The organism is Mangrovibacterium sp., from assembly GCF_041596335.1.
Classification (GTDB): Bacteria; Bacteroidota; Bacteroidia; order Bacteroidales; family Prolixibacteraceae; genus Mangrovibacterium.
Map to the genome: position 1 here is coordinate 25,950 of NZ_JBFHIT010000001.1, position 18,468 is coordinate 44,417.

At 41.5% G+C, this 18,468-nt stretch carries 9 protein-coding genes and 1 tRNA gene; 7 read left to right on the forward strand and 3 right to left on the reverse strand.

The window, feature by feature from the left end; all coding sequences use genetic code 11:
• Positions 1–24: 24 nt before the first annotated feature.
• Positions 25–234 (reverse strand): (2Fe-2S)-binding protein, encoded by a 210-nt coding sequence (locus ABZD21_RS00090; protein ID WP_372771899.1) that lies wholly within the window; start codon positions 232–234, stop codon positions 25–27.
• A gap of 48 nt (positions 235–282) precedes the next feature.
• Entirely contained in the window at positions 283–1,071 is a 789-nt protein-coding gene (locus tag ABZD21_RS00095) for an HD domain-containing protein (protein WP_372771901.1), read from the reverse strand.
• Positions 1,072–1,233: 162 nt separating this feature from the next.
• Here ABZD21_RS00095 and ABZD21_RS00100 point away from each other — a divergent pair.
• Positions 1,234–1,308 (forward strand) — tRNA-Arg (locus ABZD21_RS00100).
• 193 nt (positions 1,309–1,501) lie between these two features.
• On the opposite strand, the gene ABZD21_RS00105 is transcribed toward ABZD21_RS00100, so the two are convergent.
• Positions 1,502–5,662 (reverse strand): two-component regulator propeller domain-containing protein, encoded by a 4,161-nt coding sequence (locus tag ABZD21_RS00105; RefSeq protein WP_372771902.1) that lies wholly within the window; start codon positions 5,660–5,662, stop codon positions 1,502–1,504.
• Between the two features lie 488 nt (positions 5,663–6,150).
• On the opposite strand from ABZD21_RS00105, the gene ABZD21_RS00110 reads away from it, so the two are divergent.
• From ABZD21_RS00110 to ABZD21_RS00135, 6 genes are all read left to right on the forward strand, one after another.
• On the forward strand, positions 6,151–9,318 hold the full coding sequence (locus tag ABZD21_RS00110; RefSeq protein ID WP_372771903.1) for a SusC/RagA family TonB-linked outer membrane protein: 3,168 nt from the start codon (positions 6,151–6,153) through the stop codon (positions 9,316–9,318).
• A gap of 36 nt (positions 9,319–9,354) precedes the next feature.
• Positions 9,355–10,869, forward strand: a complete 1,515-nt coding sequence (locus tag ABZD21_RS00115) for a RagB/SusD family nutrient uptake outer membrane protein (RefSeq protein WP_372771904.1) — start codon at positions 9,355–9,357, stop codon at positions 10,867–10,869.
• A gap of 34 nt (positions 10,870–10,903) precedes the next feature.
• Complete coding sequence (locus tag ABZD21_RS00120) at positions 10,904–12,037, forward strand: glycan-binding surface protein (RefSeq protein ID WP_372771906.1); 1,134 nt, start codon at positions 10,904–10,906, stop codon at positions 12,035–12,037.
• Positions 12,038–12,120: 83 nt separating this feature from the next.
• Positions 12,121–13,371 (forward strand): cellulase family glycosylhydrolase, encoded by a 1,251-nt coding sequence (locus ABZD21_RS00125; RefSeq protein WP_372771908.1) that lies wholly within the window; start codon positions 12,121–12,123, stop codon positions 13,369–13,371.
• Positions 13,372–13,400: 29 nt separating this feature from the next.
• Positions 13,401–15,593, forward strand: a complete 2,193-nt coding sequence (locus tag ABZD21_RS00130; RefSeq protein WP_372771909.1) for a beta-glucosidase — start codon at positions 13,401–13,403, stop codon at positions 15,591–15,593.
• A 45-nt stretch (positions 15,594–15,638) separates the two neighbouring features.
• Positions 15,639–18,272: a glycoside hydrolase family 3 C-terminal domain-containing protein gene (locus ABZD21_RS00135; protein WP_372771910.1), complete on the forward strand. Its 2,634-nt coding sequence runs from the start codon at positions 15,639–15,641 to the stop codon at positions 18,270–18,272.
• Positions 18,273–18,468: the final 196 nt, after the last annotated feature.

Consider the following 18,468-nt stretch of genomic DNA (forward strand, 5'->3'; position numbering starts at 1 on the left):
ATTTATTTATAATGATTCGTAAAGTCAAAGATTCAACCTACCCTGAGAATCTTGCGGCTGGCTCGCATGATACTCCTCAACAATCTGGTCTATGGTCATCAAACATTTCCCGCAACTTGTTCCAGCTCGCGTGGCGTACTGAATATCCGATGTATCCAAGGCGCCTTTTTTCAACTCATTAATGATTTCCTGCTCCGAAACCATGTTACAAATACATACCAACCGATTGCTCATTCTGTGAAGTTCTTTTGCTAATACATTCTATTTCAACCAGCTTCAAAGTTATTCGCCCGACAAACGATTCTCGATGTGCAAACGAATTTTCCGATAAGCATCGATCACCTTATCTCCTTTAGTGAGGCTATCGTAGATTTTCTTGATCAACTGCTTTTCGGTGACCCATGCGAAGCTGGCTTTGAAATTTAGATCATAAACCATAGACATCAAAAAAAGTTTAAAATCGGCCAGTGATTGCAAGTCCTTTTTCAACACCGATTTGCCAGCCAAAACAGTTTTTAGCACCGTTTCGTTCGGCCCAGGGAATTTGGGTAAATTGTAATTTATACTCGGAAGGCTGAACGTTCCATCTCGTTTCAGGAGCGAAACAGCCAACTCCCAATTGTCCATCTTATCGGCATCACGAAGTATTTGACCAAATTTCTTTGCTTTTGCATTGGCTGGAGCAAAAACAAATTTGTTGTGCCCTCCAATTACATCAACCAGTAACGACTTCTCAGAATCATCCATGTTCTTGAAAAAATCCTGCTCCGCAATCAATTGTAGACTTAAAGCAGCATGATCTTCGGATCTGGAATCATCGAAATGTTGGTATTTTTCAAATTGAATGAACCGCCCTACGTCATGCAGCAGCCCCAATAGTTCAACGGTATTAAGTTCTTGTTCGTCAAGCTGAAGTGCATTGCCCAAGTACACACAATTCGCGGCAACGCGCAGCGAATGATCTTTCTTCATTTGCAAGTTTTCAGCCACAGCAAAATCCGATGCTTTAATATAAGCCTTCGCAGTTTGCTCAAAAAACTTCTTTCCTTCTTCAATCGTCGTTTGATTCATATCGTATAATTCGCAATTATGGACAAAAATAGACTATTTCCACGGTCTTAGTTACCCCCTATTGTCAGAATTATTAACAAAGCAGAGCTAAATAATCAAATTTTAAGTTTTTTATATTTTGTATCGAAAAAAGGAATGTTTTACTATTTTTGCATCGCCTTTGGCCCCATAGTTCAATGGATAGAATACAAGATTCCGGTTCTTGCGATCTGAGTTCGAGTCTCGGTGGGGTCACCAATGGGTATCAGTCACATGATACCCATTCTCATTTCTAAGGGTTTATAAAGGGTTCAGCGTTTTTTTAACGTGAAAATGTTGTTTGAATTCATTCAAATTTCACTCAACGCACGACAGAGGTTAGCGTAAGACAACAGAAATGAGCAGCTGACTATGGTTTGGAACAACTTTTATACCTTGTGGTAGGAAGAGCTCAGTTCTTTGGATTGTGTAACTTTATGTATTCTGATGGCGACATTTCAAAATGATCTTTAAAATGTGCCGAGAAATATCGAGGCCCGTTATAGCCAACCTCAAACGAAATTTCGGAAACCGACAACTGACTCTTTTCCATCAGCTGTGCTGCTCTTTTCAATCTCATTATCTTAATAAATTCGGCTGGTGTTTTGCCCGTAATTGCTATGAACTTGTTGTATAGGTGCGCTCTGCTCATGCCTAGTTCTTGCCCCAATTGTTCAACATTGAAATTGGCGTTTCCTATATTCTTCTCAACAACATCTATCGCTTTGTGAAAAATTTTCTCATCCAGCGATGTAACTCCAATTTCGGAGGGTTTAATCTCCAGCGTTTTACCAATTTTTTGTTGTATTGCCTCTCGTGATTTAATCAGGTTTTTGATTTTTAAAGCCAAAATTTCGTAGCTAAATGGCTTGGTGATGTATTCGTCGGCGCCAATTTCCAAACCTTCAGATTCCTGTACTCTTGAATGGCGAGCCGTAAGAAGAATGATAGGGATATGAGAGGTCTGCACTTCGTTCTTTATTTTCTTTAATAGCTCAAGCCCATCCATTACAGGCATCATAATATCACTCACAATCAGGTCTGGTGAATGCTTTTGGGCATATTCCCAGGCATTTTTCCCATTGCTTGCTTCGGCAATTTCATACTTGGCTGAGAGGTTTTCTTTGAGATAAAAGCGCAGATCTTCATTGTCTTCTACCAACAAAATACGCTTCTTATTCTTTGTTTGAGCAACAGCTCCATCACTGTGCAGCACCTCGGTATCGTTCGAGTGGCTTTCATTGTCAAAGGCAGCTTCTTCTTTAATCTGTTGGGACCTGAGTGGAATCTCAACAGTAAAAATACTGCCTTCATTTAGTTTACTTTTTACGAAAATTTCGCCACCATGCAGCGCCACAAATTCTTTACATAGTGACAGGCCGATTCCGCTTCCTTGCTGAATAACAGCAGCGGTATCTTCTTCCTGAAAGAAGCGATCAAATACCTTATCAAGTATTGCCGGAGAAATACCAATACCAGTATCTGCCACTTCCAATCTCAGCAGTTTACCATCATTCGGATATGACGCATCCGGATGTAAAAGAATTGTTGCCGATACGTTTATTTGCCCATGTTCTAAACTGAATTTCAGCGCATTTGAAAGCAAGTTGAAGATTATTTTTTCCAGCTTATCGTGGTCAAACCATGTATTGTAATTCGCGATATTGGAATTGAAAGTCAGACTGATCCCTTTTGTTTCGGAAATATCTTTAAATGAATCGGATGTGTCTTTTATAAATTGAATTATATTACCAAAGTTCAAGTTTAGAGTCAGCTGATTGACCTCCATTTTTCGGAAATCGAGTAGTTGATTAACAAGCTGCAATAGCCTTTTCCCATTTCGTTCGATCATTTTTAGTTGCAAAAGGAGTGCTTGGTCTTTTACATCCGCAATCAGCTTTTCAACCGGGGAAAGAATTAATGTCAACGGGGTTCTGAATTCGTGACTGACATTGGTGAAGAACTTTATCTTCATTTGATCAATCTCTTGTCTTCTGATGGCTTCCTGTTTCGCATTTTCGATTTGGTTTTTTGTTCGCTCCTTTACGATAATCGCTTTCCGAAGTGCGATCAGAACAAAAGCGATTACAATTACATAAAGTGCTTTTGCCCAGTTAGTGGCCCAAAAAGGGGGCAAAATATTAATGACCAGTTTGGTTTCATTTTCAGTCCAATTTGCTTCATCTTTTGAAACTCGTACCCTGAAGGTGTATTCTCCGGGATTCAAATTGGTGAATGTAACTTTGTGCGAATTAGGAGAAACGGAGTACCATTCATCGGTAAACCCTTCAAGTTTGTATTGGTATTTCAAGCGTTCCGGGTGGAAAAAATCAAGAGCGATAAAACCGATCGAAAAGATGTTCTCATCATGTTTCAGGTTTATTTGTTTTGCAAATAAAATAGATTCACGAATAATGATTCTGTTGTTTACAGACTTGTTTGCTTGGATGTCTTGATTGAACAATTCGAATTTGGTTAGGACAACCGGCTTCTCTTCACTTAAATCTTTTATTTCATCAGGATCAAAAGAAATATAGCCATTTGAACCTCCAAAAAAGAGTTGCCCGTTTTTACTTGTCAATGACGAACGTTCATTGAACTGGGTATTATTCAGCCCATCAGATTTATTGAAATTCAGAAATGAATAACGAAAATCACTAAGGCTGTTTACATCTGCGACAGTCATTTTTGACAATCCTTTGGGAGTACTTATCCACAAATTTCCCAGGCCATCAACCTCAATGCTTAAAATTGAGTTATCCGGCAACCCGTTTTGCTTAGTAAAAACCCTGAAGTTGTTTTGCTCCGGGTTGAATAAATTAAGGCCGTTGCTAGTCCCAATCCAACACCACCCCCTGTTGTCGGTCTTGACAACCAACACTTTGTTGTCGCTAAGACTATTCGGGTGTTCGCGATGATTAATATACCGGTAGAAACGCTTGGTCTTTTTATCTAAATAATCGACACCATTTACCGTTCCAATCCAGATATTTCCCTGATGATCCTCCTCGATCGAGAAAATATAGTCAGAATGAACGGAGTTAATATCGCTGGATTTATAATTTACGAACGTCTTAATATCCGGATAAAACAGATCAATCCCCCCACCAAGTGTGCCAATCCAGATGTTTGAATCTGAGTCTTCAAAAATTTGCCAAACCCGGTCGTTTGACAGGCTGGTTGATTTTCGAATATCGTGTTTGAAGTGATGAAATTTACCGTTGTCATACAGGTTTAATCCGCCAAAATAAGTCCCAATCCACAACCGCTTTTGGGAATCGTAGAGCATGCTAATAATGATATCACTACTAATACTGGTTGGATTGTTCGGGTTGTGTTGATAGCTTTTGAACAAACCTGTATTCTTGTTATAATGAACTAACCCATTGCCGTTCGTGCCAAGCCAGAGATCCCCATTTTCGTCTTCGGAAAAACAATTGATATCGTCGAATGGCAAGCTATTAATATCAAAAGGATTATTTCGGACAAGGTTAAACTTGAAGAAATCGGGATGATAATAAGCCAGCCCGTTTTTATACATTCCAACCCAAACAATTCCGGAATCATCAGCATACAACGTCGTTATACTGTTATCCGGCAATGCATTAGCAATTCCCTTGGCATGTGTAACAGAACTAATTGCTCTGGTTTGTTTGTCTACCAGGTTGATCCCGCCGTGATCTGTTCCAATCCAAATCCGGTCTTGTGAATCTTGTACGATTCCTTTTATCGTGTTATTATTTATTCGGTTTGAACCTCCGGAGTTATAAACTATTTGCTCCTTCGACTTTGGATTATACCAAGTAACCCCAAGGCTATTGCTTTCTAAATAGACCCAGATATCGTCGTCCTTGTCTATAAAAATCCGAAAATTCTCTCCGCTGTCTTCAATTAATCCTTCAAAAACAGCAGTTCGTTCAACAACTTTGAGCGAGTGCTGATCTAAACGCTCCAGTATTCCGTGCTTATTAATAAGCCAATAATCGCCTGTTGAGCTCTGAGCAATAGAAGAAACCTGATCTGATAAAATTGAATGGGGATCGGAAGGCGAATGGCTCAACCATACCGTTGAATCACTAGCTGCGTTATAGACATAAACACCAAAAAACTCATTCGTCACCCAAACATTCTTATCACGGTCGGTGAAAATATCAGAAATACTGTTGCGTGGAATCGATATGTTTTGGGTCAATGCCTTGTAATCACGAGTAAACGACTCCGCTTTCGGGTCGTAGAAACACAACGAACTATTCCGGGACAACACCCACAAAATCCCATCTTTATCTTCAATAATTTTCAGTACAAAATTATCGTTTAGCGACAATGAATCCTGTGGATTATGCTCATAGATTTTAATATCGGTTCCATCGTAACGGTTTAAACCAGACATCGTGCCAATCCACATAAATCCCTGGCTGTCTTTGAAGCAACAATTGACTTGATTGTTTGATAAGCCCTTTTCACGATCAATACTTCGAAACTGCACAGCCGAGGTATTGCAAATGGCTGTTGTGACACTAAAAAACAGCCAAAGCGCTGTCATAAAATACTTATAAGACTGATAAAATCGCATCACCTGGAATTTGTTGAAGTTTCTTCCGGATAGTCCATCCTACGTTGGTATTGTTTTATCGACATTCAAAACATAAAACTAGTTAATAATTTTGATTCTTCACTGATCGGTAAATTCCCATCACCGAACACCGAGGTTCATGAAGTGGTTTTCTGCCTGAATTTTCGTTGTAAAAAGACTCAATTACATTAAAAAAAATACCGTCAAAAACGAACCAACCGCGTTCAACGCTCTTTGGCTGAGCTTTCCAACTACGATTGTATTTCACCACCTTTCCGCAAGCAAATAATCGACGATAGACAAAATGGTAGGATGAAATAGACAGATTAGCATCTGCCTATACAAAACAGTCATGGATCGAATATGAAAGAACAGACGTTGGTGTAACCGATCACCTAATTTTATCAATTATTAAACGGTCGCTATAAAAATGAAATGGATGAATTTTTTGGTGCCTTTAATTAAACCACAATAAAAATTAAACCTTTATGAAAAGAAACAAGAATCATTGTTCTCCTTTGGTAAGAAGTTACCGAAAAACAAAACAAATTGTTTTGGGGATTTTAGTGCTACTCTTTTGGGTCGCTACTAATTCCTGTTTTGCTCAGAATGCCGTAAAAGGTATCGTTACTGATTCCTCTACGGGTGAATCGCTTCCTGGAGTTGCTGTGTATGTTAAAGGCACCTCCGTTGGAACAGTAACAAACATCGATGGAATGTATTCCATCAATGCGTCAGCTAACAGTACAATCCGGTTTTCGTTTGTTGGGTATACCACGCAAGAAATCGAAATTAGTAACCGGGATGTAATTAATGTACAGCTTAAGGTCGCCGTTGAAGAATTATCAGATGTTGTCGTGGTCGGTTATGGTACCATGAAAAGAAGTGACCTGACAGGAGCAGTTACATCAATCAACGAGGATGCTCTAAAGGCAGAAGTTGTAAACTCACTTGACCAGGCCATTCAAGGAAAAGCATCGGGTGTACAGGTTACTCAAAATTCGGGGTCTCCAAGTGCTGCCACATCTATCCGTATCCGGGGTGCAAACTCCCTTAGAAACAACGAACCGTTATATGTAATTGATGGGGTTCCGGTTAATTCGGACGCAACCAACACAACTGCCGGCTTCGATTGGGCCGGAGGGGGTAACGGACAAACGGCTATCAACGTATTGTCAACGATTAACCCGGCCGACATTGTATCCATTGAAATTTTAAAAGATGCATCTTCTACCGCAATTTATGGTTCAAGAGGAGCCAATGGAGTTGTTTTGGTAACAACAAAAAAAGGGAAATCAGGCGACGCTGTAATTGCCTATAACTTTAGCTATGGCGTACAAACAGTTGCTAAATTTCTGGATGTAATGAACTTAAAAGAGTTTGCAGAGTATCAAAACGAACTGGCCGAATTGGGTTACATCGGACAACGCACTGAGTTTTCAGATCTTAGCCTTGTTCCGCAAAATGGTACCGATTGGCAAAAAGAACTATTTCGTAGCGCAATAGTTTCAGAACACCACGTTTCTGTATCCGGTGGTAATGAAAAAACAAAATATTCGATATCAGGAGGATACAAAGACCAGGAAGGATTAGTCCTGGGGTCAGACTATAGCCGGATTACCGGTCGGGTAAATGTTTCATCTCAAGCAAAAGAATGGTTAAACCTGGGCGTCAACTTATCTGCCAGTAGAACTGATGAAACCATTAACTTAACCGACTCTGATGATGGCGTAATTACCGGTGCCTTGTTAATGTCGCCGTATCAGGAAGTTCGCGGTGTTGATGGTTCATGGGCAGGTCCAAATCAAACTGACCTGAGTGCAGGTACTAACCCGGTAGCCAAAGCGACCGAGATTAACAATGATATCGTAAGAACAAGGATTCTTGGAAACGCTTATGCCGACATAACCATATTACCGAGTTTAAACTTGCGGACCGAATTCGGTACCGACCTCAATTTTGACAACAACTATAGCTTTTTGCCAACTTACGAATGGGGTGTCAGCACCAACACGGTTGCAAAGTCACGTCGTCAGTTTAGCAATAACGCGTATTGGATCCAAAAGAATTATTTGACCTTCGACAAAGCGTTTGGGGCACACAAAGTGAAAGTGATGCTGGGTCAGGAGTCGCAACGGGCTCGCTACGAAAACCTGATTGGCCAACGACAAGATTTCGTATCGAATGACATCAGGGAACTCGCAGCTGGCGGAACTGATGATCAGTTTGCCGACAGCCACGCAGGCAGCAACACCCAAGTTTCATTTTTTGGAAGGGCTAACTACAGTTATAACGAAAAATACCTGCTTACAGCGACATACCGAACCGATGGATCATCCAAATTTGGCCCAAATAACAAATGGGGATACTTCCCTTCCTTCGCCTTGGCTTGGAGAGCAACGCAAGAGGAATTCCTTAAAAACACCAGTTGGTTAGACAATTTGAAAGTTCGGGCCGGATGGGGACAGGTTGGAAACGACGCGATTGGAAATTACAGCTACGGATCGTCGTTGCAGGTGAGAGCTACAGCGTTCGGTGGCGGATTTCTGTTGAATAATATTCCCAACCCGAATGTTAAATGGGAAACAACTACCCAGGTAAATATTGGCTTCGACCTGGCAGTTCTGGAAAACAGAATTGAATTCGTGGCTGAATTTTATAAAAAGTTCACGAAAGACATGTTGCTCGTACAACCTGTACCTGATTACCTGGGAACTTTAACCGGTATCGGCCAAGGGTGGCAGGGAATACAACCTCCATACTCAAACCTTGGAGAAATGGAAAACACCGGTATTGAGTTTACATTAAGTACGATCAATATCTCAAAGCCGGATTTTAAATGGAGTACGACTCTTACGTTTTCAAAAAACAAAAACAAAATCACGTCACTTGGCTTAGATAATGCAGCTTTATATCGCAAAGTACAATGGTACGACTTTGTAACAAAAACAGCTGTAGGCAAACCAGTTGGCCAGTTTTACGGTTACGTTGTAGAAGGCATCTTCCAAACGCCGCAAGAGGTCGCTAGCAGCCCTGTTCAAAAAACGGTTAACGAGTTAAACGGGACTTGGGCCGGTGACATTAAATACAAAGACATTAACGAAGACGATGTAATTGATGATTTAGATCGCACGTATATCGGCGATCCAAACCCCGATTTCACTTTCGGGTTCATAAACTCGTTCAATTACAAAAACTTCGACTTGGCGATCTACACGAATGGCTCATACGGAAACGATGTATTCAACTTCCAACGAATCAGAACAGAGGGGATGACCAACCTTTATGTCAATCAACTAAAGACAGTTACTAACAGATGGACTCCTACAAATACGGAAACTAACATGCCAAGACTGGTTCAGTCTGATCCAAATCAGAATGCACGGATTTCGGACCGATATATTGAAGATGGCTCCTTTTTACGAATTAGTAATATAACACTTGGATACCAACTCCCAACAACATGGCTCTCGAAAACACCGGTAAAGAGCTTTAGAGTATATGGTAAAATTCAGAACCTGCATACGTTTACAAAATACAGCGGATATGACCCGGAAGTAGGTTCATTTAATCAGGATGCGTTATTGACTGGTGTCGACAACGGAAGATTTCCTCTACCACGTACATTTATGTTTGGTGTGAATGTAACACTTTAATGAAAATTTGAAAAAATGAAATCGAAAAACAGATTTATGAAAAAAATAAGATCATTAATAAGTGCATTAACGCTTATTGTATTATTCATAGGATGTGATGATTTTCTGACCGTTGTACCGGAAGATCAATTAACACTGGACGGCTATTTTAAAACGGAAACCCAATGTTTGCAGGCAACTGCATCCCTTTATGGCTTCGTATGGTTTAACTTTAACGATAAAGCATCATTCGCGATCGGAGATGTCTACTCGGGCAATATGTACACAAGCAGCGATGAAGTTATCAATTTTCAAAACTACACCGTTGCCCAAAACAACATTCGCACTTTTGAGGCATGGAGCGCATGTTATGCTGCCGTAGCTCATTCGAATAACATTATAAATAACCTCCCCCCTGTGGCTGGCAATTATGGAGTCGATCAGGACGTCATAAACCAATGTGTTGCAGAAGCCAAATTCATGAGAGCTTCCGCCTATTTCTATCTGGTTCAACTATTTGGTTCGGTGCCAATTATTGACGATGGAGCAGAAGCTGCAGCAAACCCACTCGTTCCGAGAATTATTGAAGATGATATTTATACGTTCATTTTAAACGACCTGGAATATGCTGAAGCAAACTCGCCCGATGAAAGAACCGGAAACGAAAAAGGACGTGTAACAAAGTGGGCCGCCAAAGCTTTAATGGCAAAGGTTTATTTGACACAGAAAAACTTCGATACGGCTAAAAGCAAACTTCAGGAGGTAATTGCATCTCAAAAATACTCTTTGCTGGACAACTATGGAGACCTATTCTACACAGCGAATAACAACAGTTCGGAATCGATTTTTGCGTGGCAATGGGTTGCTAACCAGGGATGGGCAACACAAAATACGCACCAGGCCTTTTTTGCCGTAACAGGCGACATTACCACCGTTGGTGATGGTTGGGGAATGGCTAAACCATCGATCGATCTGATTAATGCGTTTGAAAATGGCGACCTCCGTAAAAAAGAAATATTGATGGAAGACGGCGACTTTTACCCTCAATTATTGTCGGGCAGTGGCGGTTTCACATTTTCGCTTGATAAATACTCTTCAGAAACAAATGCTGGTATTAAAAAGTATGTAGTTGGAAGTCCTGACGATGATAATGTCGGATTCATGTCAACCGGCATTAATACCTACATCATTCGTTATGCAGATGTATTGTTGATGTACGTTGAAGCGATGATTGGCAGCGGCAGCTCGACCTCGGATCAGACTGCTGTAGGATACTTCAATCAAATCAGGAACAGAGCAGGTCTTGCAACAAAATCGAGTGTAACCAAAGATGAACTACTGCAGGAACGAAGAATTGAGTTTGCATTCGAACACCTGTTCTTTTATGACCTGGTTCGCATACTTGGCGAAGAAGACGCGAAAAGCTACTTGAGTAATGTTGAAAGAGGAAGATATGATGGTGATACTTTTTTGCCTCAAAAATTCAGTTGCGACCGTGTAAAATTTGCCATTCCTACTTCAGAAGTTGATCAAAACCCACTATTAAAAGAAGATCCTATTCCCTATGAATAAGATCGTTAGTGAAACTAAATTAAAAAAGAAGACAATGAATAAAATACATACGATTTCTAAAAGGTTAATGCAGTTTGCAGCAATGCTGATTTGCCTGCAGCTAATCTTCGCTTCTTGTGAAAAAGATGACGAAGTGGGCATACCAAGCATTAAATATGTTCGGTTAACAACCAGCCCAACACCTATTACCTATGCAAACCTTGGGCAAACAGTCGCCATCATCGGACAAAACCTTCAAACTGTAAAGGAAGTAACGTTTAACGGATATCCCGGAAGTTTCAAAACAACCATGGTATCCGACACAAGCATCGTAGTAAAAGTATCAACAGATACACCATTTATTGGAGTCGAAGCAAATAATGAAGTGGCTCTAATGACTGATGGAGGAACTGCTGCCGGAACACTGGAAATTGCACCTCCTGCTCCGGAAATTGAAGCATTATCTCCAGAGTATGCTGGAACTGGAGCCGAAGTGGTGATAACAGGTAATTATTTCTATGATATTGAATCGGTAATGATTGGTGGTGCATCGGCACAGATAATGTCAGTTGATCCTTATTTTATCACCGTTAAAGTTCCCGAAGGTTATTCGAAAGGAAAAGTTGAAGTAACCAGCTCAAAAAGTGGTACAGGAACTTCATCATTCGACTTTGGACTGAATACGGGAGACATTGTCCTTGACTGGGGATCGATCTGGCCAAACCAGGGCGCATGGTGGAATTCTTCGATGGACGGGCCAAGTACCCTTTTTAAATCCATAGGAACCAGCTACAAATATATTGATGCTGTTTATGGAAACACTTGGTGGACACATGATGGCGGTATTCAGTTTGATGCCACAGCCAACAGAACAGGAACTCCAGCGGTAAAAGCACTAAAGTTTGAATACGCATTAATTGGCGATGCTACCTGGATGCAAATTTTGTGGAAATCGTCGCTTGGTGAATATAAATACATTATAAATGGATTTACTCCAACCAATGGAAAGTGGGCAACTTACACCATTCCGATGACCAGTTTCACCCTTGGAGATGGAGGTCAACAGATGCCCCAGAGTGTTTTTGAAGCTGATAATCCGGTATTGGTTCAATTCGCGCTAGTTAACAGCGGCAATACTGATATGACTGTTAAACTTGCTTTAACGAACATTCGAATAGTTGATAAATAAAATTTCAATTTGAGCATTTATTAAAGAGCTTCCTACACGGTTGCTCTTTAATAAATCCCGTTCAATTGACTAAGAGAATATCTATGAAAATCCAACGAATTATTTTCCTTTTCATTGTCTTTTTCTGCATGAACGCATGCGGAGGAAGTGAAGATCCTATTCCTAAAACATACTCACTTGAGATAACTGTATTACCTGCCGAAGGCGGTAAAGTTGAAGTCATAAGCTCTTCGAATAAAAATTCAGTACTTGATTTTGATAACCTTACAGAAGGTACGTCTATTACATTAAAGGCCACCGCAGCAGAAGGATACCGTTTTATTGGATGGTCAGGAGACTTGGAATCAACCCTTGATGAACTTTCCCTGACGATTCAATGGGACACTCAGCTCATTGCTACATTTCGATCAACTGAAGACTCTCCGGTTGAAACTTATGGAAATTTGGCGATCAGCAATGGTCAGTTGGTCGATAAAAATAATGTTCCTGTCCAGTTAAGCGGCATGAGCTTATTCTGGAGCCAGTGGATGGGAAAGTATTGGAATGAAAACATTGTCGATTGGTTGACTAGCGATTGGAAAATCAATATCATTCGGGCTGCCATGGGAGTGGATGAAAATAACGGCTACCTGACAAATAAATTTATAGAAAAACAAAAAGTTGAAACAATAGTTGATGCTGCGATTAGCCAGGGCATATATGTAATCATCGACTGGCACTCACATCATGCGGAAAATTACCAAAGTGAGGCTATTGAATTTTTTCAGCAAATGGCTACCAAATACAAAGACTACCCTAACGTGATTTACGAGATCTACAACGAACCGTTAAATGTGTCATGGGCTGGTGTAATTAAGCCTTATGCCGAAGCAGTTGTAAGTGCAATCAGAGCCATTGATCCTGACAATATTATTATTGTGGGAACCCCCAATTGGTCTCAAAACGTGGATGCCGTAATCGGTAATCAAATCCAATCGACCAATATTGCTTATGCCTTCCACTTTTATGCATCCGAACCGTCACATTATCAGAACTTACGCAACAAGTTGGAAGTTGCGATCTCTAATAAAATTCCAATATTCGTAACAGAATGGGGCGTAAGTGAGGCAAGTGGAGACGGTTCATTCAACCAACAATGGACAAACGATTGGATCAACATTCTGAATCAACACAAACTAAGCTGGTGTAACTGGTCGGTTGCAGATAAGGATGAGACTTCAGCCGCACTTTTACCTGGCGCAAGCACAAATGGTCAATGGAGTACCACCGAACTCTCAGCGTCGGGAATATTCATTCGAAATTTATTGAGAACAAACCAAGGGTTCAGTAATTAGAGTTAGAAATAAACAAAGACATCAAAATAATGAACAGATCAAAGATAATCGTACTGGTTACACTGATAAATCTTGTATTCGCCAGTTTGTATTTTAACGCGTGTAATAGTCCAGATCAGCTTGCTGACAAAAAAGAGCCGTTTCAGAGCGAAATTGACAGCCTCGTATCTTCAATGACGTTGGAAGAGAAAGTATCCATGTTGCATGGAAACTCAAAATTTGCCAATGCCGGAATTGAAAGATTGGGCATTCCCGAATGGGTACTTTCTGACGGTCCTCACGGAGTGAGAGAAGAAATTCAACGACACTCGTGGGACCCGGCAGGCTGGACCAACGACTCATCGACCTATTTCCCAACTGGTACAGCTTTGGCAGCTACCTGGAATCCGGAACTGGCTTTGGGAACCGGAGAAGCTCTTGGTGAAGAAGCCAGAGCCAGAGGCAAAGATGTTTTGCTTGGACCGGGTGTTAACATTCACCGATCTCCTTTGTGCGGACGAAACTTTGAATATATGAGTGAGGATCCTGTGCTTACGACCGCCATGTGTGTTCCTTATATCAAAGGTGTACAATCAAAAGATGTGGCGGCCTGTGTAAAGCATTACGCATTAAACAATCAGGAAACAAACAGAACCACCGTTGATGTTCAAGTGAGTGAAAGAGCGCTCTATGAAATTTATCTTCCAGCTTTTAAAGCAGCGGTAGAAGAAGCTGAAGTACATACCATTATGGGAGCCTACAACAAATTCAGAGGTGTTTACTGTTGTGAAAATAAATATCTACTGAAGGATATCCTGCGCGACGAGTGGAATTTCAAAGGAGTCGTAATCTCCGACTGGGACGCAACTCATAGTACCGTTGACGCTGCACTTAACGGCCTTGACCTGGAAATGGGAACCGATGTCGCCAGCTACGACGACTACTATTTTTCAAAACCCCTGATTCAAGCAGTTAAAGACGGGCTGGTTCCGGAGTCAATTGTTGACGAGAAAGTTGGCAACATTCTTCGGGTTATGTATAAAACCAAAATACTTGGAGCCAGCAACCGCGAAAAAGGTTCGTATAATACTCCAGAGCATTACGAGGCGGCCTACAAGGTGGCCAAAGAATCAATCGTCCTTTTAAAAAACAGCAAAAACCTGCTACCAATCGACCAGAACAAGATAAAATCAGTTGCCATTATTGGCGACAATGCAACCCGAAAGCATTGCGAAGGAGGTTTTAGTTCCGGTGTAAAAGCTAAAAAAGAGGTCACTCCTCTTGAAGGAATCAAAAATCTACTCGGCAAATCGGTTAAAATCAACTTTTCTCAAGGTTACGAGAAAACTTCAGAGCTCGATAATTTTATTCGCATTACTGATAATACGCTCAATGAGGAGTTGCTAAATAGCGCGGTTGCCAGCGCCAAAGCATCCGATGTGGCAATCATCTTTGCCGGACTTAACCACGACTACGACTCCGAAGGGCTAGACAAGTCGGACATGCTACTCCCCTACCAGCAAGACATTCTAATCAAGGCAGTTGCAAAAGCAAACCCAAATACAATCGTAGTTTTCCATGCCGGGTCACCGGTTGACATGAGTAGTTTTTCAAACGAAATCTCAGCGATGGTATGGGGATGGCTCAATGGTTCTGAAGGTGGAACTGCAATCGCTCAAATGTTGTTTGGCGTATTCTCTCCATCCGGAAAAATGCCTTTCACCCTGCCCGTTCATCTGGAAGATTCTCCGGCTCATGCCCTGGACAGCTACCCCGGTGTTAACCATTCTGTAAACTATACCGAAGATTTATTGGTGGGTTATCGCTGGTTTGACACCAAAAATATTAGACCCTTGTTTGCTTTTGGTCATGGTTTGTCATATACCCAATTTACAATCTCCAATGTAACGGTTGACAAAAATGTGTTTGCAAAAGATGAAACAGCGGTTGTAAGCCTCAATATTAAAAATGACGGCGATTTCGACGGAGCTGAAACCATACAGCTCTACGCTCATGATGTTGAATCCAGTGTTATCCGACCGTTTAAAGAATTGAAAAGCTTTAAAAAGGTTTTCCTGAATTCCGAAGAAGAAAAAACTATTCAGCTCGAACTTCCTGTCAACAACCTTTCGTTTTACAATAGCAAAACTAAAACGTGGGAATTAGAGCCGGGAGATTTCAAACTAATGATTGGAAACGCTTCAAATAATATTTTTGAAACCGTCGACATTCAGATTAAATAGATTTACACGACAAAGAGTTATTTACGAGCTAAAAATCTATCAACGATGAAGAAACTAGTTTCTGTCTCAATCATTATTATACTATTTTTCTCTGTCTCGTTGGGGCAGAACCAGTATCCTTTTGAAGATTTGAGTCTTTCGCATGAAAAACGAGTTGAAGATCTTGTATCCAGACTTACTTTGGAAGAAAAGATCAATCAACTAATGGATAGTGCCCCATCAATTGATCGGTTAAATATTCCGGAATACAATTGGTGGAACGAATGTCTGCACGGCGTTGCCAGGGCCGGCTATGCAACGGTATTTCCGCAGTCGATAACAATTGCCGCATCGTGGAACAAGAACCTGCTTAGGGAGGTTGCAAACGTGATCTCGGACGAAGCCCGTGCAAAACATCATGAATTTATTCGCAGAGGCCAACGGGGAATGTATCAGGGACTAACCTTCTGGTCTCCCAATATCAACATCTTTCGTGACCCCCGGTGGGGACGCGGACATGAAACCTACGGCGAAGACCCGTATTTGACCAGCCAAATGGGAAAAGAGTTTGTATTGGGTTTGCAGGGAGCTGATTCTGATTACCTGAAAGTAATAGCCACAGCTAAACATTTCGCAGTGCATTCGGGGCCTGAAAAGCTAAGACACAGCTTCGATGCTTCTGTTAGCCAACGCGACCTATGGGAAACCTATCTCCCGGCTTTCCGCTCGTTGATCATCGAAGCGGATGCTTACTCGGTAATGGGTGCCTATAACCGACTCGACGGAGAGGCTGCATGCGCAAGTCCCAATCTATTCAATATTCTACGAAACAAGTGGGGATTCGAAGGCTATTTTGTGTCCGATTGCGGCGCAATTTCGGATATCTGGAAATACCACAAAGTTGTTCCGGATGCCGCCTCTGCAGCTGCGCTGGCGTTAAAGGAAGGGTGCGATCTAAATTGTGGAGATACATATAAAGCGCTGAGTGAAGCGGTTGAAAAAGGCTTGATCGCCGAAGCGGACCTGGATGTTGCCTTAAAACGTTTGTTCTTGGCGCGCTTTAAACTCGGGATGTTCGACCCGGTTGAGAAGGTTGACTATGCACAGATCCCCTACTCAGTTAATAACTCAACGGCACACAGTGTGTTGGCCCGGAAAGCGGCACAAGAGAGCATCGTACTTTTAAAGAACGACGAAAACCTCTTACCTCTTTCTAAATCGATAAAAACGGTTGCTGTAATTGGCCCCAATGCCAACAATATTCAATCCTTGTGGGGGAATTACAATGGCATTCCCAAAGACCCGATAACCGTGCTGCAGGGAATAAAAAACAAAATTGAACCTCTTGCAAAAGTGCTGTATGCGCAAGGTAGCGATTTGGCCGATGGACTTCCTTCATTTGAAGCCATTCCATCTGTTTATTTTGAAACCGAAAATGGAAAACAAGGCCTCACCGGATCGTATTTCAACAATGACGAATTTGAAGGAGTGCCTCTTTTTACTCAAGTTGATGATAATATTGATTTTTGCTGGGACATTGACACACCCGATCCAAGGCTCGAACCAGGCAACTACTCTATTCGTTGGAGTGGATTTCTGAAAGCCCCCGAAACGGGTACTTTTTTAATCAGTGGATGGGCAAAACCTCAAATACATATTAGCTACGAAGGTGAAGAAGTTTACATGGGCAATAATCGCGATCACGGAACGATTAAACCATTCGAGGTAAAACTTGAAGCAGGTAAGAAATATGCGATTCAGGTCGATTACCGAAACTATTATGGCGATGCCACTGCCCGTTTATTGTGGTCGGTCCCTCAGGATAAAATGCTGGAAGAGGCTGTTGAAACCGCCAGCAAATCGGACCTTGTAGTACTTGCCCTTGGACTAAACGAACGGATGGAGGGAGAAGAAATGGACATAGAGCTGGACGGCTTTGCCAATGGCGATCGAACTCATCTGGATTTGCCACAAAAACAGCTCGAGCTCATGAAAGCAATAAAAGCTACCGGCAAGCCTGTCGTGCTGGTTTTAATTAACGGCAGTGCGCTTTCCATCAACTGGGCCGACCAAAACATTCCGGCAATTTTAACAGCCGGTTACCCCGGCCAACAGGGAGGAAACGCCATCGCCGACGTTTTATTTGGCGACTACAATCCTGCCGGAAGATTGCCGGTAACGTATTACAAGTCGGTAGACCAACTGCCTCCATTCGAAAACTACGATATGGAAGGCCGCACCTATCGCTATTTTATCGAAGAACCATTATATCCGTTTGGATTCGGACTAAGCTATACTTCATTTGAGTATTCAAATTTAAATTATCCGAAGACGATTAAAGCTGACAGTGTATTCGCCGTTACGGTTGATGTTACAAACACCGGAGACAGAGCGGGTGATGAAGTGGTGCAGCTTTATCTAAAAGATGAAAAAGCGTCGACCCCAAGGCCTATTTGCCAGCTCGAAGGATTTGAGCGGATTCATTTGGAAAAGGGTGAAACAAAAACAGTTAGTTTTGAAATTAATCCACGGCAGTTATCACTGATAGATAAGAAAAATCAACGAGCAATTGAAGCCGGATGGTTTACCATTTCGTTGGGAGGGCAACAACCAGGCTTTTCTGAAAAAGCGACCTCAAATACGAACAATGGCATCAAAGGCCGTTTTAAAGTAGCAGATAGTGTTTATTTGACTGAATAAACCCGTTCGACCTGTGATGAGATAGTCGGCATTGGCCCGGACACTGATTCAAAAAGTGCGAAAATAAAACAAGTCACTTGTGATCAAAATCGGGTTGATAGAAATCTATTGCAGCTATCACACAAAAAAACGCTCGCAAATAAAATATGAAAGGCTGTCCAAAAGTAAAATTGGACAGCCTTTGTTTTTGTTTATC